The sequence below is a fragment of the Luteimonas sp. Soil_N_1 genome (genome assembly GCF_057656255.1).
Genome location: NZ_JBDGKS010000001.1, coordinates 38,870 through 58,605, shown reverse-complemented (window position 1 = coordinate 58,605; position 19,736 = coordinate 38,870). Strand labels below are relative to the sequence as shown.

At 66.5% G+C, this 19,736-nt stretch carries 18 protein-coding genes and 1 pseudogene; 7 read left to right on the top strand and 12 right to left on the bottom strand.

Going from position 1 to position 19,736, the window contains the following annotated elements; translation table 11 throughout:
• Position 1: 1 nt before the first annotated feature.
• A complete protein-coding gene (locus tag AC3A4E_RS00305) occupies positions 2-1,660 on the top strand; it encodes a hypothetical protein (protein ID WP_487629590.1) in 1,659 nt (552 codons plus the stop codon).
• A 363-nt stretch (positions 1,661-2,023) separates the two neighbouring features.
• Here the strand turns inward: AC3A4E_RS00305 and AC3A4E_RS00300 are convergent, their stop codons facing one another.
• The 6 genes and pseudogenes from AC3A4E_RS00300 to AC3A4E_RS00275 all read right to left on the bottom strand — a co-directional run bounded on the left by AC3A4E_RS00300 (position 2,024) and on the right by AC3A4E_RS00275 (position 8,122).
• The gene (locus tag AC3A4E_RS00300) at positions 2,024-2,887 is read right to left on the bottom strand and encodes a substrate-binding domain-containing protein (RefSeq protein WP_487631978.1); all 864 of its coding nucleotides are present in this window, start codon (positions 2,885-2,887) and stop codon (positions 2,024-2,026) included.
• A gap of 15 nt (positions 2,888-2,902) precedes the next feature.
• Positions 2,903-3,097 (bottom strand): annotated as a pseudogene (locus tag AC3A4E_RS00295) (LacI family DNA-binding transcriptional regulator); the annotation flags it as partial.
• Between the two features lie 129 nt (positions 3,098-3,226).
• Entirely contained in the window at positions 3,227-3,868 is a 642-nt protein-coding gene (locus AC3A4E_RS00290; protein WP_487629589.1) for a response regulator, read from the bottom strand.
• Positions 3,869-3,911: 43 nt separating this feature from the next.
• Positions 3,912-7,004 carry a sensor histidine kinase gene (locus AC3A4E_RS00285; RefSeq protein WP_487629588.1) on the bottom strand — a complete coding sequence of 1,031 codons (3,093 nt, stop codon included), beginning with the start codon at positions 7,002-7,004 and terminating at the stop codon, positions 3,912-3,914.
• Positions 7,005-7,055: 51 nt separating this feature from the next.
• Positions 7,056-7,706 (bottom strand): hypothetical protein, encoded by a 651-nt coding sequence (locus AC3A4E_RS00280; protein ID WP_487629587.1) that lies wholly within the window; start codon positions 7,704-7,706, stop codon positions 7,056-7,058.
• 98 nt (positions 7,707-7,804) lie between these two features.
• Positions 7,805-8,122, bottom strand: a complete 318-nt coding sequence (locus tag AC3A4E_RS00275) for a hypothetical protein (RefSeq protein ID WP_487629586.1) — start codon at positions 8,120-8,122, stop codon at positions 7,805-7,807.
• A gap of 279 nt (positions 8,123-8,401) precedes the next feature.
• On the opposite strand from AC3A4E_RS00275, the gene sctU reads away from it, so the two are divergent.
• The gene (gene sctU, locus AC3A4E_RS00270; RefSeq protein WP_487629585.1) at positions 8,402-9,604 is read left to right on the top strand and encodes a type III secretion system export apparatus subunit SctU; all 1,203 of its coding nucleotides are present in this window, start codon (positions 8,402-8,404) and stop codon (positions 9,602-9,604) included.
• A 264-nt stretch (positions 9,605-9,868) separates the two neighbouring features.
• Here sctU and sctT read toward each other — a convergent pair whose 3' ends face one another.
• Genes sctT through AC3A4E_RS00240 form a run of 6 tightly spaced genes read right to left on the bottom strand, consistent with a single transcriptional unit; the run spans position 9,869 to position 14,681 of the window.
• The gene (sctT, locus tag AC3A4E_RS00265; RefSeq protein WP_487629584.1) at positions 9,869-10,657 is read right to left on the bottom strand and encodes a type III secretion system export apparatus subunit SctT; all 789 of its coding nucleotides are present in this window, start codon (positions 10,655-10,657) and stop codon (positions 9,869-9,871) included.
• Positions 10,657-10,923, bottom strand: coding sequence for a type III secretion system export apparatus subunit SctS (sctS, locus tag AC3A4E_RS00260; RefSeq protein ID WP_487629583.1), 267 nt, complete (start codon positions 10,921-10,923; stop codon positions 10,657-10,659). The genes sctT and sctS overlap by 1 nt, the downstream gene beginning before the upstream one ends.
• Positions 10,923-11,921, bottom strand: coding sequence for a hypothetical protein (locus AC3A4E_RS00255; protein WP_487629582.1), 999 nt, complete (start codon positions 11,919-11,921; stop codon positions 10,923-10,925). Before AC3A4E_RS00255 ends, sctS begins: the two co-directional genes overlap by 1 nt.
• 3 nt (positions 11,922-11,924) lie before the next feature.
• The gene (gene sctQ, locus AC3A4E_RS00250) at positions 11,925-12,941 is read right to left on the bottom strand and encodes a type III secretion system cytoplasmic ring protein SctQ (protein ID WP_487629581.1); all 1,017 of its coding nucleotides are present in this window, start codon (positions 12,939-12,941) and stop codon (positions 11,925-11,927) included.
• A gap of 28 nt (positions 12,942-12,969) precedes the next feature.
• Positions 12,970-13,566: a response regulator transcription factor gene (locus AC3A4E_RS00245; protein WP_487629580.1), complete on the bottom strand. Its 597-nt coding sequence runs from the start codon at positions 13,564-13,566 to the stop codon at positions 12,970-12,972.
• Between the two features lie 5 nt (positions 13,567-13,571).
• Entirely contained in the window at positions 13,572-14,681 is a 1,110-nt protein-coding gene (locus tag AC3A4E_RS00240; RefSeq protein WP_487629579.1) for a sensor histidine kinase, read from the bottom strand.
• A gap of 69 nt (positions 14,682-14,750) precedes the next feature.
• On the opposite strand from AC3A4E_RS00240, the gene AC3A4E_RS00235 reads away from it, so the two are divergent.
• From AC3A4E_RS00235 to AC3A4E_RS00215, 5 genes are all read left to right on the top strand, one after another.
• Positions 14,751-15,203: a flagellar biosynthetic protein FliO gene (locus tag AC3A4E_RS00235; protein ID WP_487629578.1), complete on the top strand. Its 453-nt coding sequence runs from the start codon at positions 14,751-14,753 to the stop codon at positions 15,201-15,203.
• A 285-nt stretch (positions 15,204-15,488) separates the two neighbouring features.
• A complete protein-coding gene (gene sctV, locus AC3A4E_RS00230; protein ID WP_487629577.1) occupies positions 15,489-17,543 on the top strand; it encodes a type III secretion system export apparatus subunit SctV in 2,055 nt (684 codons plus the stop codon).
• 87 nt (positions 17,544-17,630) lie between these two features.
• Complete coding sequence (locus AC3A4E_RS00225) at positions 17,631-18,875, top strand: FHA domain-containing protein (RefSeq protein ID WP_487629576.1); 1,245 nt, start codon at positions 17,631-17,633, stop codon at positions 18,873-18,875.
• Between the two features lie 76 nt (positions 18,876-18,951).
• Complete coding sequence (locus tag AC3A4E_RS00220; protein ID WP_487629575.1) at positions 18,952-19,278, top strand: hypothetical protein; 327 nt, start codon at positions 18,952-18,954, stop codon at positions 19,276-19,278.
• A gap of 36 nt (positions 19,279-19,314) precedes the next feature.
• Positions 19,315-19,734: an EscF/YscF/HrpA family type III secretion system needle major subunit gene (locus AC3A4E_RS00215; protein WP_487629574.1), complete on the top strand. Its 420-nt coding sequence runs from the start codon at positions 19,315-19,317 to the stop codon at positions 19,732-19,734.
• Positions 19,735-19,736 lie beyond the last annotated feature (2 nt).

Sequence of the window (19,736 nt, the reverse complement as noted above, 5' to 3'; positions counted from 1 at the left end):
TATGCCCAGTCTGAAGAACGCTTGTTTCGTCACACCGCTGCTCCTGCTCTCCTTCGCTGCAGGCGCACGGGAGTTGCCCGGAATCCTGTCGCCTGCGCAGGGAGACGAGACGCCCTATCTCCCCGACTTCTCCTACGCAGGCTACGGATTCGGCATACGGCCGCTGCCTGCACCGGTCGGGCAGGTGATCGATGTGACCGCGCACGGCGCCGTCCCCGACGACGGAATCGATGACAGCCTGGCGGTACTCGCTGCACTGGATGCGGCGCACAAGGTTCGCGGCCCGGTGCGGGTGAGGTTTCCGGCAGGGCGATTCGTGCTCAGCGAGGTGCTGCCGATCAGTCGCAGCGACATCGTGATCGAGGGCGCCGGCAAGGGGGAGGGCGGTACCGAGCTGTACTTCCCGCGTCCCTTGCGCATGGTGGACAGGTCGGACCGGCTCGACGTGCTGCGACGCTACCTGGTGGACAACGACAAGCGGCAGGTGGAACGTCGCGCCAACATCGACGCGCCGTTCTCCGATTACAGCTGGAGCGGCGGCTTCATCTGGATCAAGTCTCCGGCAATCGATGCCGGCGAGGAATACGCGACGAAAGCGACCCGGACCGATGGTGCCGCCGTGGCGGCAGGCATCCGCGGAGAAATGGAGCTTGCGATGCAATCGGCCGGCAACTTCGAAGTCGGCGACGTGGTCAGCATCCGCTGGGCATCGGGGCAGGGGCGCGACAGTGGCCTGCTGACGTCTCTGTTCGGCGACCACGCCCATGAGGCCGGTTCGCGCATGTGGGAGAGCCCTGAGCGGGCAATCGTGGTGCAGACGACGCGGATCGTATCCGTAGACGGTTCGCGCCTCGGAATCGCGGATCCGCTGCTGCATTCCATCGACAGCCGGGTCCCGGCCGACATCGTCCCGTGGCGCGGTCTGACCGAGGTCGGGATCCGCGATCTGGCAATCGCCTTTCCGGAAGGACACGAGTTCGGTCACCACCTCGAAGAAGGCTGGAATGGTGTCTACATGACCGACGTGTTCGACGGCTGGATCAGTGCGGTACGCATCTCCAACGCCGACAGCGGGGTGCTGACCTACAACAGCGGCAACCTGACGATCCGCGACGTGGTGACAGACGGTGCCCGCAAGGCGCATTACTCGGTGCATCTGGGAAGCGTGCACAACGCACTTGTCTCCGGGCTGCAGGTACACAACTCGGTGCGTCACGCCCTGAGTGTGAACACCCGCGCGACGCGGGCCGTATTCCACCGCGCCACTGTCTGGAAAGATCCGGTGATCGATCAGCACGCCGGCGCCAATCACCAGAATCTGTTCGACGACATCACGTTCCATGTCCACGCCAGGCGCAAGGATGGTGTGGCGTTCTACCCGCTTTGGGATGGCAGCGGCGCTTCGTACTGGCAGCCGGGGCATGGTCGTTTCAACACGCACTGGAACCTGCGCGTCGTAGTCGAGTCGGGTGCATCGGTGGACGAACCGGTGCTGCTGCAGGGTCTTGAGGAAGGACCGGACGCGCGCGTGGTCGGCGTGTCGGGCAATCGCCACTTCAACATCGATTACCGGCCCGTACCTTACGTGGAGATGCTCAACGAGACGGTCCACGCCGCCCCGTCGCTCTACGAATGGCAGCTGGCGCGTCGTCAGCGCTGAGCGGAGATCGCTCCGGAAGACGACCCGTTCGTCTCAGCCAGTTAGCCGGTGCAATGCATCGCGCGATCCGCGCCCGGGATTGAAGAAGGATGCAGCACGCGCACCGACGGTCGCCCATCAGGCGATCGTCGTCGATGCTCCAATCTGTGCGAGGGCACGTGCACTGACGCCTGGAGGGCGGACGCTGCGCGCGATATCACCGACCAGAGCGGAGCTCGGCCGCACGGTGTCGTGTCTGACGACACCTGGATGCTGTCCAGCGCGTAGCTGCTGCATGCAATCGACTGCTGGGCGGACCGGCTATGGGATGCAGCGCGTCTTGACCGGCTCGACGTGTGTTCCGCCAGGTGCGCATGGACGTGCTCAGGCTGCGTAAGACGCGCAGGATTCCCGGACTACGACGGATGGGATCAGACTGACTTCGATGCCGCCGGTGGACGGTGTGCCGGTCAGCATGGCGGCCGCCAGTCGACCCATCTCGCGGGGATCCCAACGGACCGACGTCAGTTCCGGATGCAGATGCCCGGCCAGGGGCGCATCGTCGTAACCGATGATCGACAGCTGCTGGGGAATCCGGATCCCAACCTGCGACGCGGCCGCATATGCCCCCGCTGCCATCTCGTCGTTCTGGCAGAACAATGCAGTCGGCATACCACCCGCCGAGTCGAGCAGGCGCAGAGTAGAACGCAGGCCGGACTCGAAACTGCTGTCGCCTTCGATGATGCGATCGGGGCGTACATCGTGGCGCCGCAGGCGGTACACCTCGAGAAACCCACTCGTGCGCTCGCGGGCCGATGCCGAATGCATCGGACCGGTAATGACGCCGATGTCGCGATGACCGTGTGCGAAGAGAAAACGGGCAGCTGCGGCACCGCCCCGTCGATCCTGCGTCTGCACGGTCGAGCCGACGCCGATACCGTCATCCGCAGTCACGGCAATACGCGCGTGCCGACATGAGATCCGCTCGAGCGTCGCCAGCAACGCGGTGTCTTCCGATGCGATCGGTGGCAGGATCAATCCCCGGATCTTCTGACGCGCGACGAACGCGGTCACCTGCTCGATGTAGTCGGGCTCGCGCGGATCGAACGGGTGCGCGACGAGTTCCAGGCCCCGCGAACGCAGATGGCCGATCGCACCTTCCTCGAGTGCCAGGGTGACATGTGCCGTGCTTGCGTCCAGCAGGATGCCGACCAGCGACGATCGCTGTGACGCCAGCCCGCGTGCCATCGGGTCGGGCGAATAACCGAGTGTCTTGATCAGCCGGTCGACCCTGCTGCGCGTGGACGGTCTGACCGATTGAGAATCGTTGAGGACACGGTAGATCGTCTTTCGAGAAACACCCGCAATACGCGCGAGGTCATCGGTTGTGATGCCGAATTCCCTTGGGGCCGGTGGTAGCGCTGAGGTCCGCTCGAACGATGCGTGTTGAAGGGCCATGGGCTCGTGCTCACTGACATGGTGACGAGGCGCAGGATTCCGTCGCGCGCTCTTGCATCACGATGCTGAGTGCCGCATGGCATGCGGCCAAGCCCAATCCGGGTCACGGGAGACACCCCGGATGGGGGGTCAGGGCTCCAGTGAAATGATGCCGCGACGCAGGGCGACGGTCACCGCGTGTGTCCGGTCACGTGTCTTGAGCTTCTCGAAGATGCTCTTCATGTGGCCCTTCACCGTCTGGTCGGAGATGCCCATGAGATCGGCGATGGACTTGTTGGCATGTCCGGCGGCGACATGCGTGAGGACTTCGATTTCGCGCTGCGTCAGATGTTCGTCTGTGACATGCGCCACGATGCTCTCGGCCAATGGCGCTGCCATCTGGTGGCGTTTGCCACTGAACACATCGCGCAGCGTCCGCACCATGTCGTGGCGCAGCGTGTCCTTCAGAAGATAGGCGGCCGCGCCCGCCTGCAGCGCACGCAGCGCCCGGACATCGCCACTGTAGGTCGTCAGCACGATGATGCGTGCGTCCGGATCGGACTGGCGGATGCGCTGCGTTGCTTCAACGCCGTCCATGCTCGGCATCTGCAGGTCCATCAGCACCACATCGGGCTGCAGCTCCCGGTAAAGAGTCACGCCTTCTTCGCCGTCCGAGGCCTCCCCGATCATCTGCATGTCAGCCTCGTCGGCAAGCAACGCCTGCAGTCCGCCACGCAGCAACGCATGGTCGTCGACGACGAGCACGCGAATGGGACGTTCGGTCTGGGTCATGTCGCAGGTTCCGGAGGTTGGAATCGATACCGTCGTGCCTGGCTCAGGGCCGCAGCCTTCGAGTCAGCCTGTGCCACCAGTATGGCTGCTCGGATTCGCTGTAGGCGGTGCGCGCAGGGATGACCAGCGTGACGCGGGTGCCAGTGTCGCCATCCCGGGCGATGTGGAATGCGGCACCGATCCGTCCCGCGCGCTCCTTCATGCCTTCAATGCCCCAGTGACCGGGACGCGGCGCATTCTCGGGCAACCCGATGCCGTCATCGGAGATCGTGATCCGGAGTTCGTCCGCCTGATACGCCAGGTCGATCCCGACGGCACGTGCCTCTGCGTGCCTGAAAGCGTTGCGAAGGGCTTCGCGTCCGACCATGTAGGCCTCTTCGGCAGCGTCCGGCTTCAATGGTCGCTGCGTGCCGTGCGTCCTAAGGCGCAGCTCCGGCAAGGGCTGTCCGGAGGTCTCTGCGCCTACCTGCAGCAATGCGCTGCCCAAGTCGCTGGTATGGGAGATGTCGCTCCGCAAGCCGCGGACCCGGTCGCGTCCTTCGGCCATGGTGTTCTCCGCAAGCGCCATCGCGGTTTCCAATTCGCTGCGCGCGACATGGTCGGCGTGCAGGCGTCTCGTCGCGACATGCAGCCTCAGGATCAGGCCCTGCACGCCTTGGAGCAGCGTGTCGTGCAGTTCGCGCGCGATACGGTCGCGTTCTGCATGGCGCTCACCCAGGCGCATGCGGATCTGTGCGTCGAAGTGCCGCATCCGGAGCAGGTACAACATCCACAGGGTCAACGCGACGATAAGCGCGCAGAGCACGCGGAACCAGACGGTCTGGTAATAGCGTGGCGCGATACTGAAACCGATCGCGTCGCCGACTTCATTCCACACCCCGTCAGCGTTGGCGGCGATGACGCGGAACGTGTAGGTGCCGGGTCCGGGATCGGTGTAGAAGGCGATCCGCCGGTTGCCTGCGTCCTGCCAGCCCGTGTCGAACCCCTCCAGCAGGTAGCGGAAACGGGTGCGCTCGGGCATCGACAGGCTCAACGCCGTGTATTCGATCTGCAGGTTGCTGGTGGCTGCGGGCAGCCGAAGCGCGGTGCCGTCCAGCGACCGGTTCACACCATCGACCACGAGGCTGCGGATCGACACGGGCGGAGCGATCGGATTGCGTTGCCGGGTGGACGGGTTGATCGACACGACACCGGCGGTCGTCGCGAACCACATCCGGCCGTCGTCGCCAAGCGCAGCGGTCGGAATCGGGCGGAACTGCGCGGGCGTCCCGGGTAATCCGTCGAGGGCATCGTAGAGCTCGTACGTTCCTGCCTTCGAGGGGGATGGCATCGACCGAGGTGTCGCCGCGCGTGCAACCGTCTCCCGCGTGCCGACAGGTACGTGCACGACGCCCGTGGCGGCGTTGAGCCACAAGCCACCGCTGGCGTCTTCGATGATCCCGGAAATGCCGCGTATTGCGGCGCCCTGCACCGGCCCGCGCTCGAACCGTCCCTCGACGAAGCGCAGCAGCCCGCGTTCGCCACCGATCCACACACCGTTGGCGCCCTCGAAAAAGGACGTGACGTTGCCGATGTCGAAATCGAACCCGGCGTCATCGAGCGCGAACGTCCGGACGCGCATGCGCTCGGCGCGACCCACGATGCCATGCGCGAACCCCATCCAGAGTGATCCGTCGCGCGCGGCCAGCAGGGTAAGGGGGGATGCGCCGCCGGGCATGCCACCGTCGCGCGACAGATGCTGCCAAGCGCCATCGCCGTAGCGGTACAGGCCAGGCGAGTTCAGCGACAGCCACAGCGCACCGTCGCCGGTCACCGCGATCGCCTGCACTCCGGAGTGGTTGCCGACCGGTAGTGCAGCGACTTTTTCGACTGCGCCGCTGTCGACTTTCCAGATCCCGGCAGGGCCGGCCAGCCACGCTGCCCCGTCCGCATCGTGGGTCACTGCGGTGATCGGCGCATCGATCGGCAGCAGCGTGGTGTGCGTGCCATCCGTGCGCATGGGAGGCAGGTTGCGGGTGCCGATCAACAATGCGTCTCCACCAGCACTGGCAATTGCAAAGTCGTGGGTTTCGTCCGGCAGGCGCACCTGCGTCAGATTCGTGCGCCGGAATCGGTCCAGACCCCGGCTGCTGCCAACCCAGATGTTGCCCTCGATGTCTTCGATGATCGGACGCAGATAGTCCGAACTCAAACCGTCCTGACGCGCGAAGCGCCCGGCAGGTGCAGATGCGTCGGCCCGAAACTCCCTGCGGAACACGCCTTCACCCAGCGTGGTCGCCCACAACGCACCGCTGCGATCGAACAGCAGGTCAGACGCCGGCAGGTCCACGAGTGCGGGCAACGGCTGTGTCGTACCGGTCGACGGGGAGACACGCAGCACGCTGCTGCCATCCGTTCTCGACAGCCAGATGCTGCCGTTCGGTGCCTGTCCGATCCCGCCCACCCGTCCTGTTTCGGTCGCCATCCGCTGGAACCCCGGGGCACCGCGCCGCTTCGTGGCAATGCCGGCCTCGGTCGCGACCCAGAGCGTGCCGTCGGTATCGACAAACACAGTGTGCGCTTGCTCGCCCGGGAGGCCGGCCTCGGAGCCGACGCGCGCCCAGTGGCCGTTCTTCAGGAACGACAGCCCACGGAAGGTGGCCGCCCACAGCGTGCCGTCGTGATCCTGCTGCAACCGGTAAACGGTGCTCAGCCTGAGTCCTTCGGTTTCGCCGTAGTGGGTCAACCGCCCGCGGTCGAGCACGCTGACGCCTCCATAGCGGAAGCCGATCCACAGGGCGCCATCCGGCGTGGCGTAAAGCGTGGACACGCTGGTGGCGGGGAAAGGCATATCGGCGGGCGGCTCGTAGTGCTCGAACTGGAGGCCGTCGAATCGGAACAAACCGACCTCGGTGCCGATCCACAGGAAGCCATCCGTGGTCTGCGCAAGCGCGGTGATGTAGCCGGGCGCGCCGTCCTGGACGGTCCAGGCGGTGTGGTGGAACGGGCCGATGCCGGTTCTCGAATCGAGGGCGTGGACCGGTGGGCAAAGGATTGCCAGCAGGACCGCGCAGGCTGCAACGCATAACAGCCGCACGCTGGCGCGTCTGCGCTGGCAGCGGTAGTCGTCAGCTAGGTGCGCGGAATCAGCACGCATCGGTCGGACTGTCCATCCGGATCGCCAGCAGGCATGACGTGGCTGCCGCGCTCACAGGTCGCGCAACACCCAGCCGTGCGGGGTGTCGGCGGCACTGGCATCGAGCGCCGCCTGGGCGATCTCGTCCGGACTGCGGCCCGCCTTCCATGCAGCGGCGATGGCGGCCAGGCGTTCGCGGGTGGCGCGGGTGTAGGCGCCCTCCAGTTCATTCTGCGCATCAACCGCCAGTTTCTGCGGGTACAGGGTGCGCGCATCCTCGGACTGGTTCAGCAGCGCGATCATCCGCGACAGGCTGGTGCGGAAGGTCTCGGCCGACAGGGCCGTGCGCTGGGTTCGCTGCAGGTGCCAGACCGTGAGGTATTCCACCGGCCCGAGCATGCGGTGCGGCGTGCCGCCGAAGAACTGTCCCGACAGGGTGCTGGCCGACATGGGCATGGTGCTGTCGGGAAGCCGCGTCGCGCCCCAGGAACTCAGCGCGCCGCCGGGCAGGTCCATGCGGCGCAGGGCCGTGCCGATCGTATCGGCCACCAGCCGCTGCGCACGCGTGTCGTCGCTCTCCGCCACCACGCCCAGCAGGCGCAGGAAGACCGGGTAGCGGTCTTCGCCCAGCCGGCGCACCAGTCGTTTGAGGACCGTCAGGCGATATTCCGGATCTGCATGCGCCGCGAGTGTGGACACGAGGCGGTCGGCGGCGTCGCGCAACGACTGCGCGGAAGGAACGGCATTCATGCAGGCACGGCAATCCGGAGATGCAACGGGAAGGCCGGCGGACTGTAACCGAACAGGCGGAGGTTCCGGCCTCAGTTCAGTGCGTCGAGCACCGCATCCGTACCCTGGTCAGCGGCCTGCGACAGGTCGATCGCCGACAGACGGGCCTCGAAGGCAAGGTCACCGGGGAGCTGGCGATTGCCCGCAGGCACGCCATCCCATGCCGCGACATTGAGGATGTCTTCGCCGGGATCGGCCAGCGGACCCCGCGCCGTCGCAGTATCCGCATAGCCGCCGTCCGCCGGTGCGAGCCCGGGCCCCTGGGGCTGCAGGTCGTCGAGCGCGACATGGCCACCCAGCCGGTCGAGGCTGGCGGCACTGAAGCTGGCGTCGGAGGGGATGCTGCTCATCGGGACGGGAACTGCCTGGAAACCATAGGGGGTGGACGGACCGCTTCTGCGGCGATGGCGGGACTGTAACGCCGGTGAAATGGAACGGCTATCTCGGGCTGTCCCTAGGTAGGCGCCTGTGCCGCGCGGACGGGCCGTTGCGGCTGAACGCCGGTTGGACAGAGCCTCGCCGGCACGGTCGCGGCATCCTGGGCAGTGGGCCGAACGGATGCGTCACCCACGCATGCTAGCCTCCGATCCGATGCGCGAACGCGCGCGGTGCGACGTATCGGAACGCGGATGGCCGAAGAGAACGAGGGCGCCGACAAAACCGAAAAACCGACCAGCAAGAAGCTCAAAGACGCGCGCAAGGACGCCAACGTCGCCAAGAGCCGGGAGCTGACCAGCACCGTGCTCATCATGGGCTGGCTGGCCGGCGGCTGGATGCTGATGGGCTACATGTTCCGACGGATCAGCGGGCTGTTCGATCAGAGTCTGAACGTCATGAACCAGCCGTTCGACATCGCGCTGCGGACGATCGGCCCGCTGGCGGCGCAGACCCTGGTGGCGGTCACGCTGCCGCTGCTGCTGCTGGCGGTGCTGCTGGCGTTGATCGTCGAGTTCCTGCAGGTCGGTCCGGTCCTGTCGATGAAGAAGGTCACACCCGACCTGTCCAAGATGAATCCGGTCAGCGGCATCAAGAAGATGTTCTCGATGGACAACCTCGTCGAGCTCATCAAGAGCGTCCTGAAAAGCGCGGCGTTGCTGACCATCGGCGGCTTCGTGCTGTGGGGCATGTTGCCGAACCTGTTGCAGCTGCCGTTCGCGCAGCCCGCCGCGATGGGCAGCGCCATCTGGCACGCGCTCAAGTGGATCGGCATCTGGACGATCTTCGTCTTCTTCTTCGTGTCCGCGGTCGATGCCTCGTACCAGAAGTACTCCTACATGAAGAAGCTGCGCATGAGCCGCCGCGACATCAAGCAGGAGGTCAAGGAAAACGAAGGCGACCCGTACGTGAAGCAGCGTCGCAAGCAGTTGCACCAGGAATGGTCGCAACAGAACATGCTCAATGCCGTCCGAGGATCGAATGTCATCGTGACCAATCCCACGCACATCGCAGTCGCGCTGCAGTACGAACAGGGTGACGATCTGCCGCTGGTCGTCGCCAAGGGCGAAGGCCACGTTGCCGAAGAGATAAAGCGCGTCGCCGAAGAGGCGGGCGTACCGATCCTGGAGAACGTGCCGCTGGCACGCGGCCTCAATGCACGCGTCGAGATCGACGACTACATCAGCGACGATTTCTTCGAAGCCGTCGCGCAGGTGCTGTACTGGGCCGAAGGCGTGCGCCTGGGCGAACATCGCCCCGAGCCGCCGGAATTCAATCCGCCACCGGACATGCGCGAGGAGATCGGGCTGGCCGATCCCGAGGCATTGCCGCCGCCGCTGGCGGATGATCCGTCCGTGGTGGAGCGGTTCGAGGATCCACGGGATCCCATGCGCTGACACGGGCGGCGCCGGGCGCGCTGCCGCTCGTTATCCACGCGGTGCTGCGCCGCGTGTCGCGTGTCGCGTCTGTCGAAGACTTCGCGCGGGGCGGGTGCATGCACTCCGTGCAGCGCGCGCTGCGGCGCATCTGCCTGTGCACGCGGGAATTGCCGGCTGCACGCGCATGGCCTTCCAGCCGTCTCGGAGTGCACGGCGTACCTGCGCCTTGTCGAAGACCGGCAGGCCGTCCCGCCGGATCCGGGCAGCCCGCCGATCCGCTGCCTACGTCGCGTTGAACGCGTGCTTGAGCGCCTCGATCAATCCGTTGTTGTGGACCAGCCGTGTCATCACGATCTCCACGAACACGCCGATCATCAACAGGATGATCGCCGTCGCCAGCCAGGCCTTGATCGGCATCGTCAGCGCGAACACGTTGAGCTGCGGTGCGTACCGGTTGACCAGGCCGAACGACAGGTCGATGACCAGTAGGATCACCATCGCGGGCGCGGCGATCATCAGCATCGCGGTCATCAGATAGCCGAACTGGCCCACGAACAGGGCCATCCCGCTGGCCCGTAGATCCGGGAAGAAACTCATCACCGGCCAGACCGTGTAACTCGTCATCAGCAGATCGAGGAAGACGAGAAACGCACCACTGGCCATGAACAGCCACGTGGCGAACTGCGACAGGAACTCGCCGTGCAGCGAGGTCTGGTGGCCCTGGATCGGATCGAAGATCTGCGCCATCGACATGCCGACCTGGGTGTCGATGATCACGCCGGCCGAGCTGATCGCCCAGAACACGATGCCATAGCAGAACCCGATCGAGATGCCGATGAAAGTTTCCTTGAGCACGATCGCCGACCAGTGCGCGGTGCCGGCCGCTTCGATCGGCGGCGCGCCGGCGAGCGCGATCGGAATCGCCACGATCGCCAGGCTGACCATGAAGCTGTTGCGCACCATCGCCGGCACCGTTTCGGTGGTCAGCAGCGGCAGCATCAGGAAGGCGCCCGCGACGCGCGGCAGGGTGAGGGCCAGCGCGAGCAGCGGGTTGGCGGCGAAGTCGTACATCACCGTCCGACGAGGCCCGGGAAGTCGAGGAAGATGCGGTCGGCGAACACGTAGAGCGTTCCGCCGATCAGCGAGCCGGTGATGAACAGGGTGATGACGATCGTCAGGAACTTCAGCGCGTAGGGGAACGTCTGCTCCTGCAACTGCGTGGCGGCCTGCAGGAAGGCGATCACCAGACCGACGACCGCCGCCGCCGCGACCGGCGGGCCCGACAGCAGCAGCACCAGCCACAGCGCTTCCTTGGTGAACTCCAGCACGTCGCTCATTACGCCGCTCCGTAGGTCAGCACCAGGCCATGCACGAGCTTGGCCCAGCCGTCGATCAGCACGAACAGCAACAGCTTGAAGGGCAGCGACACCGTCGTCGGCGAGAGCATCATCATGCCCAGCGCCAGCAGGATGTTGGCCACCACCAGATCGATGATCAGGAACGGCAGGAAGATCAGGAAGCCGATCTGGAAGGCGGCGGTGAGCTCGCTGACGGTGAAGGCCGGCACGATGACGATGAAGTCATCGGGCGTCATGCCACCACGCCGCTCGGGCGGCAGCATGCGCTGCACGCTGCGCAGGAAGAACGCGCGTTCGGTATCGCTCGAATGCTTGATCAGGAACGTCCGCAGCGGTTCCTTGCCGGCATCGATCATCAACAGCATGCGGTTGGCATCGAACGCGCCGCTGGCCGGTGCCGCCGCGGGCGTGGCAGCGCGCGTGACCTCCTCCGCCAGTCCGAGCGGGGTCGTGTCGGCCGACTCGCGGGGCGGGTCGTTGCTCGAGCCCCCCTGGACAGAGGCGAACAGCGGATCGGGCGCTTCGGTCGACGCCGCCTGGGCCTCGGCTTCTGCGGCCAGCGCGTCGGCTGCAGCCGGGCTGGTGGGCGCGGGCGAGTCGGCGTCCGCATCGGCCGCTGCGCCGGCAGGCGCCGGACGCACGTCGATCGGACGCCCTTCGCGGACGGCCTGCTGCTGCGCACGCACTTCGATCTGGCGTTGCACCGCGGCCGGTGGTGGGCGGCCTTCCAGCCGGGCCTGGACGGCGTCGTTGACGTCCAGGATCACCGGATACATCACATAGATGGACAGCACGATCGCCAGACCGTTGATGACCACGTTCGGCGGCACCTGCTGCAGGCCGAGCGCGTTGCGCAACAGGCTGAGCACCACCACGATCTTGGTGAAGGAGGTGACCATCACAGCCACGAACGGCGCCAGCGCAAGGCTGACCACCGTCACCAGGACGAGCGCGGGCGAGAACGTGCTGAAATCCATGTGTCAGCTCCAGGACAACAGGCGGACGCCCAGCGTATCGCCGACCGCGACCAGTTCGCCCTGGCCTGCAACGCGGCCATTGGCGCGCACGGTGACGTTGGCGCCCTCGAGGTGGGCCGGCAGCGCGAACACATAGCCCGGCTGCAGGCCGGCGATGTCCGACAGCCGCAACTCCACCTTCGCCAGTTCGAACTCGATCTCCACCGGCAGGCGACCGGCTGGATCCTCGGCCGGCGGCGCGTCTTCGGTCCGGGGGGCTTCGGTCGTGGTGTCGGTCTCGCTCATGCGGGGTCTCTCCTGGTGTCGGGGGCGTGGGGTGGGCGGGCCGTCGATGCGCCACCCGTCCGGACCGGAACGGATGGGCCAGCGCAGGCCGACGGCAGTGGCATGCAGCGGCGGCAGGCGCAGCGCGCCCACCACGAACACATCGCCCGGGCGCAGGCCGCGGAGGTCGGCCATCGTCAGCGGCGGCGCCGGAAGTGCGATCGTCACCAGCGCCGGCAACTGTCGCCAGTGGCCCGGGTCGGTGGGCGGGGTCGGCTGTGCATCGGCATGCGCGAGCAGGGTCTGTATCCAGGTGGCAGGGGCACGCAGCGCGCCCCGGGCGTGCACGCCGGAATCCGGCGCGAAGTCGAGCTCCAGCCAGACCGCATCCATGGCCGGCGCCTCCACCGGTGGATCGAGCAGGGGCAGCAGCGAGATGCCGAGTGCTTCGCTGATCCGCACCAGGGTGGTTTCGTGGGCGAGGCTCCATGCAAGCACGCGGGCGCGCCCGCGGTGGTCCTGCCAGCGCAGGGTGTCTTCCGCGTCGGCGTCGGCAGGGGGGCCAGCCAGCACGAGGCCCAACCGCGTGCCGTCGGCCTCGACCTCGAACACGCCTTCGGCGGGCGCCCTGCGTAGGCCCCGCAGCTGCAGCGTGCCTTCGGGCGTGACCCAGCGCCGCGGCCGGGCGTGCAGGCTGCGCATCACATCGGCCTGCGTGGCCGAAAGCCGGGGCAGGCGGTCAAGCAGGGTAGACACCCGGGGACGCGGGATCGTCACATCGGCATCAGCCATGGCCCAGTGCCACCTTCATCAGTTCAGGGAGGGAACGTACTCCGAGTTTGCTCATCATGTTGGCCCGATGCAGTTCGACGGTCTTGATGCTGATGCCGAGGATGTCGGCAATGATCTTGTTGGGCTTGCTGGCCACGACCAGGTCGAGCACCTGGCGTTCGCGTGGACTCAGTTTCGCCAGCGCCGCCCCCTGGGGCGAGCCCGATTGCGCGCGTTCGCGGCTGAGTGCATTGCGAATCGCGTCGATGAGGGCATCGTCGCTGAAAGGCTTTTCCAGGAAATTCGAAGCGCCCTTGCGCATCGCCTCCACCGCCAGCGGCACGTCGCCGTGCGCGGTGACGAATAGCAGCGGCAGCGTCGAGCCGCGCCGCAGCAGTTCGTCCTGGAGCTGCAGGCCGCTCATCTCCGGCATGCGGATGTCGGACACCAGGCATTCGCCGTCGCCGTGGCGGGTGCTGTCGAACACGGTCAGGAATGCGGCGCCGGACGCGAACGCGCGCACCTCGAACCCTGCCGTCTCCAGCAGCCAGGCAGTGGAGTCGCGGAATCCATCGTTGTCGTCGACGAGGTAGACACAGGTGACGGTCATGTCTTTCAGATCCTCCTGTCCGGCGTGGGCAGCGTGAATCCGAACACGCTGCCGCCGCCATCCCTGGCCTCGAAGAACAGTCGGCCTTCGTGGTATTCGATGATCGAACGGCAGATCGCCAGACCGATGCCCAACCCGTCCGATTTGGTGGTGTAGAACGGCGAGAACAGCTGCTCGCTCTCGGCGCGGCTCAGGCCGGGGCCGCGATCGCAGACCCGCACCTCCACCTCGCCGTCGAGGTTGACCCGCGCCTCGATGCGCAGGCCGCGTTGCGCGGCGGGGACTTCGCGCATCGCCTCGATCGCATTCTTGACGAGGTTGAGCAGCACCTGCTCCACCATCACGCGGTCGGCGTAGACGGGCGGCAGCCCGGGAGCGAGCGCCAGTTCGATGCGCAGCTGCTGGCGTTCCGCCTCCAGCCGCAGCAGTTCGAGCACGGTGTCGACGATCAGCGCGAGGTCCTGGGCGTCGCGGCGCGGCTCACGGGCGCGTACGAATTCGCGGACCCGGGCAATCACCGCGCTGGCGTGCTCGGCCTGCGTGCGTGCCGCCTGCAGGGCGCGTTCGACCTGCACCGGGCCACCCGCTTGGCCCACCAGGCGCAGGCTGCCGTTGAGATAGTTCACGATCGCCGCCAGCGGCTGGTTGAGCTCGTGTGCAAGCGTCGCCGCCATCTCGCCGACCGACATCATCCGCGAGGTGAACAGCAGTTTTTCCTGCTGCGATTTGTGCGAGTCCAGCGTCTCGATGCGTTCGCTGATGTCGACCGCAGTTAGCAGCGACAGCGCGCGCGGACCGCAGTCGAGGTCGCGCCAGTGCAGCGCATACCAGCGGCCGCTGCCGGGCGCGCGGACTTCCTCGCCGCGCGCGTCGCCCGTGGCGTCGCCATACAGCGTCGCCAGCAACGCATCGCGTTGCGCATGCCCGGGCAGGGTGCCCAGATCGGCAGCGAAGCGGCTGTTGGCGGCCACCCGGACGCCGGTCTCGCGGACGAAGGCCGCGCACGCGAACGGCACGGCCTCCAGGACCTCGTCCAGTGCACGCGTGGCGGTTTCGTCATCGGGCCCGGGCGGGCCCGCGCCGTCCCGGCGGCGGGATCCAGTCGTCGGGGTCATGCGATGGACGGTGGGGTTTGACTGATACGGTGGCGGGGCACCGCTGGGGTGTCCATGCCAAGGCAATCCATGATCCGCGCGTCCTCGTCCCGCCACGTCCGCGCGCTGCTGCGCACCGGCATTCCGCATGCCTTGCTGTCCGGTGCGGGGCTCGCGTCCGCGAACGCGGCCACGCCAGGCGGCACCACCCCGAGCGGGTCCTTCGTGGGCGAGATGTTCGCCATCGTGATTCCACTGGTCCTGATCATCGGCGCCCTGCTGTTCCTGCTGCGTCTGGTACGGCGGAAGTACGGATTGTCGAGTGGAGACGCACCGCTGTCGGTGCTCCAGATCCTGCCGGTCGGTCCCCGTGAGCGGCTGGTCCTGGTGAAATCACGCGGAGGACGGGTTTTCGCAATCGGGGTCGGAAATCATTCCGTGACCTTCATCACAGATATCGATGATGAAGATCTGGAGAGCCCAGCCCCCGCCGCATCCGTGTCCACGGCGCATTCACTGGTCAATATCGACGAAAGTCGTTAACTCCTTGTGACGCTTGAAGTTTTTCTGGCGCCGCTCGAAATGGAGGCCTCTTCACACGGATCGTGCCTTACTGGATGCAGCCACTTGCAACATCCGTTTGACCTGTTCATAACATAGCTCGACTATCGTACAGGGGCACAATGTGACGCACGAGGTCAGGGGCAAGATGCGGCGAATGGACACCCGGAAGTGTGGAAACGTCGTGGCGGCTTTCGCCTGCACGCGCCTCTGCACGTGTGCGGACGCGAGCGACCTGGCGTTCTGTGCGGTTGCGGTGGTGACCCCGTGAAGGCGCTGCTGGCCCAGTTGACCGGAGCGCCGGCCGGCGCCGCGCCGCGGGCCAAGTTCGGCTACAGCGACATCATCCTGGCGTTTGCCGCCGTCACGATCATCTGCGTGATGATCCTGCCGCTGCCGCTGGTGATCATCGACACCCTGGTGGCGGTGAACATCTCGATCGGCTTCGGCCTGCTGCTGCTGGGCATCTATATCCCGACGCCCGTCGCCTTCTCCAGCTTCCCCAGCGTGCTGCTGCTGACCACGCTGTTCCGGCTGGCGATCTCGATCGCGATCACCCGCTCGATCCTGCTGCACGCCGAAGGCGGCCACATCGTCGAGACCTTCGGCACGCTGGTGGCTGGCGGCAATCTGGTCGTCGGCATGGTGGTGTTCCTGATCATCACCGTCGTCCAGTTCATCGTCATCGCCAAGGGCGCGGAGCGCGTGGCCGAAGTCGCTGCCCGGTTCACCCTGGATGCCATGCCCGGCAAGCAGCTGTCGATCGACTCCGACCTGCGCGCCGGCCTGATCGACAAGGACGAGGCACGCCGCAAGCGCCGTCTGCTGGAGACCGAAAGCCAGCTGCACGGCTCGCTCGACGGTGCGATGAAGTTCGTCAAGGGCGACGCCATTGCCGGCATCGTCATCATCCTGATCAACCTGCTGGGTGGTCTTGCGATCGGCGTGCTCCAGCGCGGCATGCCGCTGGCCGAAGCGACGCACGTCTACAGCATCCTGACGATCGGCGACGGTCTGGTCTCGCAGATCCCGGCGATCCTGGCGACGATCGCGGCCGGTCTCGTGGTCACGCGCACCACCGGCGAGATCGACGACCGCCATCTGGGCGATGCGATCACCCGGCAGGTGTCGAACCAGCCGCGCGTGGTGCTGATCACCGGCATCCTCGCCCTGCTGATGACCCTGGTGCCGGGCTTCCCGTGGCCGGTGTTCCTGTTCCTGGGCGTGGGTCTGCTGACCTTCAGCGCCTACCACTACCGCTATCAGTTCGAATTGCTGCGTCGCCTGTTCCGCGTGACCGGTGAGGAAGTGCTTGCCGACGTGCACGCCTCCGTCGAACACGACGATCTGGCGCCGCCCGCGCCGCTGCAGCTGCAGGTCTCGCCGCTGCTGGCGCAGTCGATGGGTGCACACAATCTTGAAGCGCGCGCGGTGGATATCGCCCAGCGCCTGCGCGAGGAGTACGGCGTGCCGGTGCCGGTGCCGTCGCTGCGCATAGTGTCGACGTTCGGCGAGGACGAATACCGTCTGACCGCGTTCGGCGCGCGCATCGCAACCGGTCGTCTGCGCAGCGACGCGGTGCTGCAGCCGCAGCTTGCCACCGCGGCAAATGCGAACAAGCTGCCCGGCTTCTATCCCGCCGTGGTCGCAGGCGAATGGGTGCAGAGCGGCGAAGGCACGCAGCCACCGCTCGAAGTACTCGGTGCCCACATGACCGCGGCGATCCGCCGGCGCATGGGGGGCTTCCTCGGTATCCAGGAGACCTCGAACCTGTTCGCGAAGATGCAGCGCGACTATCCGGATCTGGTGAAGGAGATGCTGCGCGTCGTCGCGCCCCAGCGCGTGGCCGATGTGCTGCGTCGCCTGTCGGAAGAAGGCGTGCCGGTGCGCAACCTGCGCGACGCGTTCGAAGCGATCACCGATGTCGGCGGTCGCGAAAAGGACGTGGTGCTGTTGACCGAATATGTGCGCGTTGCGCTCAAGCGTGAGATCGCCGATCGCTATTCAGACGATGAGCGGACGCTGCATGTACTGTTGATCCATCCAGAACTCGAGGACAAGCTGCGGCAATCGGTCCGTGTAGCGGGCGGTGCCAGCCAGCTTGCGATCTCCCCCGAACTGGCCGGACGTCTGGGCAACGAGGTGCGTGCGCACCTGGGCCGTCAGGCGCCGGGCACCAGGCCGGTGCTGCTGTGTTCGCTGGACGTGCGCCGGCATCTGCGCAAGCTGATGGAGGTCGACTTCTTCGACCTGCCGGTGCTGTCGTACCAGGAACTGGCGCCGGACCTGCGCATCATGCAGGCGGGACAGATCAATGCATGACGTAGTCGCTTCATTCCGGGGCGTGCGTCCCGTGGTCGTTGCACATGCTGCGACGCGCGCGGCGCAGGCGATGAGAGGACTGACACCATGACAGACCAGAACGAAACCCAGGCCCACAACGTGCTGCGCATCGTCGACGGCCTCCACGCCGGCGCGAGCCGCGTGCTCGCCGACGAGGAGATGATCCTGGTCGGCAGCGGCGAGGACTGCGACATCGTGCTTGCCGACGACGCCGTTGCGGCCCACCACGCGCTGATCAGTCTCGTGGGTGGCCGCTTCCTGGTGCGTGCACTGGACGCCCCCGTGAAAGTGGGCGCCCAGGACATCCATCCGGGCGACCCGGTCGAGCTGACCGTGGTGCAGCAGGTGCGCATCGGCGAAGCCGTGATCGCCTTTGGTCGCGAGAACGATCCCGCATGGGACGAATTCGTCACGGTGTTCGCACCGAACGATGAAGCGCAGGCACCGCGCTCAGGCTTCGTGCGCAAGCTGCCCTGGATCGCAGGCGTGGCCGCGCTGTCGCTTGCTTCGCTTGCGATCTTCGCCGCCGTGCTGCCCGCCACCGATCGTGGACCCGATGCCCGCGAGCGTCTGACAGCGCTACTCGACGATCATCGCGTCGCCGACATCCAGATCCGCGATGGTGCCGATGGTCGTCCCACCGTCACCGGCGCGGTGGACGATTCGGCATCGCTCGAACAGCTGCGCAACCAGTTGCGCGCCGAAGGCATCGACGCAACGCTGCAGATCCGCACCGGCGAACACATCGCCAGTGACGTGGCGGAGATGTTCCGCGGCCAGTCGATCCCGGTGCAGGCCCGTTACGTGGGCAACGGCGACGTCGAAGTGACCGGCGAATTCCAGGACGGTGCGGAGATCGAGCGTCTGGCCCGTTCGCGTGCGATCGCCGACATCCCGGGCGTCCAGCGCATCCTCCCGCGCACGCCGGCCGGCGCAGTGCCGCCGGGCGGTGTCGAAGAGCCCCAGGCGCCACCGCAGGCACACATCGTGTCGATCGTGCGTGGCGAGAATCCGCACCTGCTCGCATCCGACGGACGCCGGTTCGTGCCTGGCGAAACCATTCCCGGCAAGGGTGAGCTGATCTCGATCGGCGAGTTCGCCCATGTGTTGAACGCTAACGGCGAGCTGACCAAGGTCATCCCCGGTCCCGTGCCCGAAACCGGCTCGGATGACGTGGCCCAGTCGTCCGACGCATCGGCTGATCCGCGCTTCAGCGGTGTCGTCGCCAGCGTCCGTGCGGACGGTCGCGCCGCGCGGCCTGTCGCGGGACCCGATGGCGATGCGCCGGCGCGCCCGGCGACCCAGCAATGAACCTTCGGCGTCGCGTGCGACGCCCTTCAATCCGCAACATTCCATCTGTCCAGAGCAGTCGAAAGGAGTACACCGCATGACCACCATTTCAAATGACGCGATTGGCGATTTCGTCGGCAAGGCCGCGATGCACAACGACAACGGCACCCGCAAGGCAGGCGCCGGTGGTTCCAGCTCGTCGAGCTGGTACGAAGCGATGTCGCGCGCGTGGGGCCAGACGCTCGATCAGCAGGCCACCCGCATCACCAACCTGTCCGACATCATCGGCCAGGGTGGCGACCAGCCCTCCAATGTCGTTGCACTGACCGCCGAGAGCCTGCGCATGCAGTTCCTGTCCAACAACGCCTCCACCTCGCAGAACAGCGTGGGCCAGGCCCTCGAAACCCTGGGTCGCAAGCAGTAAGCGAGCCATCCGCACAGCACGAGGAAGGAGAACATCATGGTCGACGCGATTCAGGCCGCGGGGCTCGAAGCCGCGGCACAGGGGGCATCGGGATCCGGCGCGAACCAGCCGGTCGCCGCAGCCTACGAAGTCGGGCAGTTCGCACAGGCAATGGACCGCGCGGGCAGTGCGTCCGCAAGCGCCAATGCGAGCCAGGACGTGGCCGGTGTCGGTGCATCCGAGCCTTCCGGAGGCGTGCGCATGCTGATGTCGGCCATCGACAATCTCAACGGTGGCGCAGCCAGCATCCAGGATCTTGCCAAGACGATGACCCAGAACACCGGCGAGCTCACGCCGGGCCAGGTCATCGAGATGACCATGAAGTCGCACCACTTCATGTTCCAGTGCGAGATGACTTCGAACGTCGCCAACCGCACGTCCGATGGCATCCAGCAACTGTTCCGCCAGCAGTCCTGATC

What these genes read in the sequence shown, in the direction of transcription:
- AC3A4E_RS00305 (WP_487629590.1), top strand. Translation starts at nt 2, where the DNA reads ATGCCCAGTCTGAAGAACGCTTGTTTCGTCACACCGCTGCTCCTGCTC.
- AC3A4E_RS00300 (WP_487631978.1), bottom strand. Translation starts at nt 2,887, where the DNA reads ATGGCACGCGGGCTGGCGTCACAGCGATCGTCGCTGGTCGGCATCCTG.
- AC3A4E_RS00290 (WP_487629589.1), bottom strand. Translation starts at nt 3,868, where the DNA reads ATGACCCAGACCGAACGTCCCATTCGCGTGCTCGTCGTCGACGACCAT.
- AC3A4E_RS00285 (WP_487629588.1), bottom strand. Translation starts at nt 7,004, where the DNA reads ATGCGTGCTGATTCCGCGCACCTAGCTGACGACTACCGCTGCCAGCGC.
- AC3A4E_RS00275 (WP_487629586.1), bottom strand. Translation starts at nt 8,122, where the DNA reads ATGAGCAGCATCCCCTCCGACGCCAGCTTCAGTGCCGCCAGCCTCGAC.
- sctU (WP_487629585.1), top strand. Translation starts at nt 8,402, where the DNA reads ATGGCCGAAGAGAACGAGGGCGCCGACAAAACCGAAAAACCGACCAGC.
- sctT (WP_487629584.1), bottom strand. Translation starts at nt 10,657, where the DNA reads ATGTACGACTTCGCCGCCAACCCGCTGCTCGCGCTGGCCCTCACCCTG.
- sctS (WP_487629583.1), bottom strand. Translation starts at nt 10,923, where the DNA reads ATGAGCGACGTGCTGGAGTTCACCAAGGAAGCGCTGTGGCTGGTGCTG.
- AC3A4E_RS00255 (WP_487629582.1), bottom strand. Translation starts at nt 11,921, where the DNA reads ATGGATTTCAGCACGTTCTCGCCCGCGCTCGTCCTGGTGACGGTGGTC.
- AC3A4E_RS00245 (WP_487629580.1), bottom strand. Translation starts at nt 13,566, where the DNA reads ATGACCGTCACCTGTGTCTACCTCGTCGACGACAACGATGGATTCCGC.
- AC3A4E_RS00240 (WP_487629579.1), bottom strand. Translation starts at nt 14,681, where the DNA reads ATGACCCCGACGACTGGATCCCGCCGCCGGGACGGCGCGGGCCCGCCC.
- AC3A4E_RS00235 (WP_487629578.1), top strand. Translation starts at nt 14,751, where the DNA reads ATGATCCGCGCGTCCTCGTCCCGCCACGTCCGCGCGCTGCTGCGCACC.
- AC3A4E_RS00225 (WP_487629576.1), top strand. Translation starts at nt 17,631, where the DNA reads ATGACAGACCAGAACGAAACCCAGGCCCACAACGTGCTGCGCATCGTC.
- AC3A4E_RS00220 (WP_487629575.1), top strand. Translation starts at nt 18,952, where the DNA reads ATGACCACCATTTCAAATGACGCGATTGGCGATTTCGTCGGCAAGGCC.
- AC3A4E_RS00215 (WP_487629574.1), top strand. Translation starts at nt 19,315, where the DNA reads ATGGTCGACGCGATTCAGGCCGCGGGGCTCGAAGCCGCGGCACAGGGG.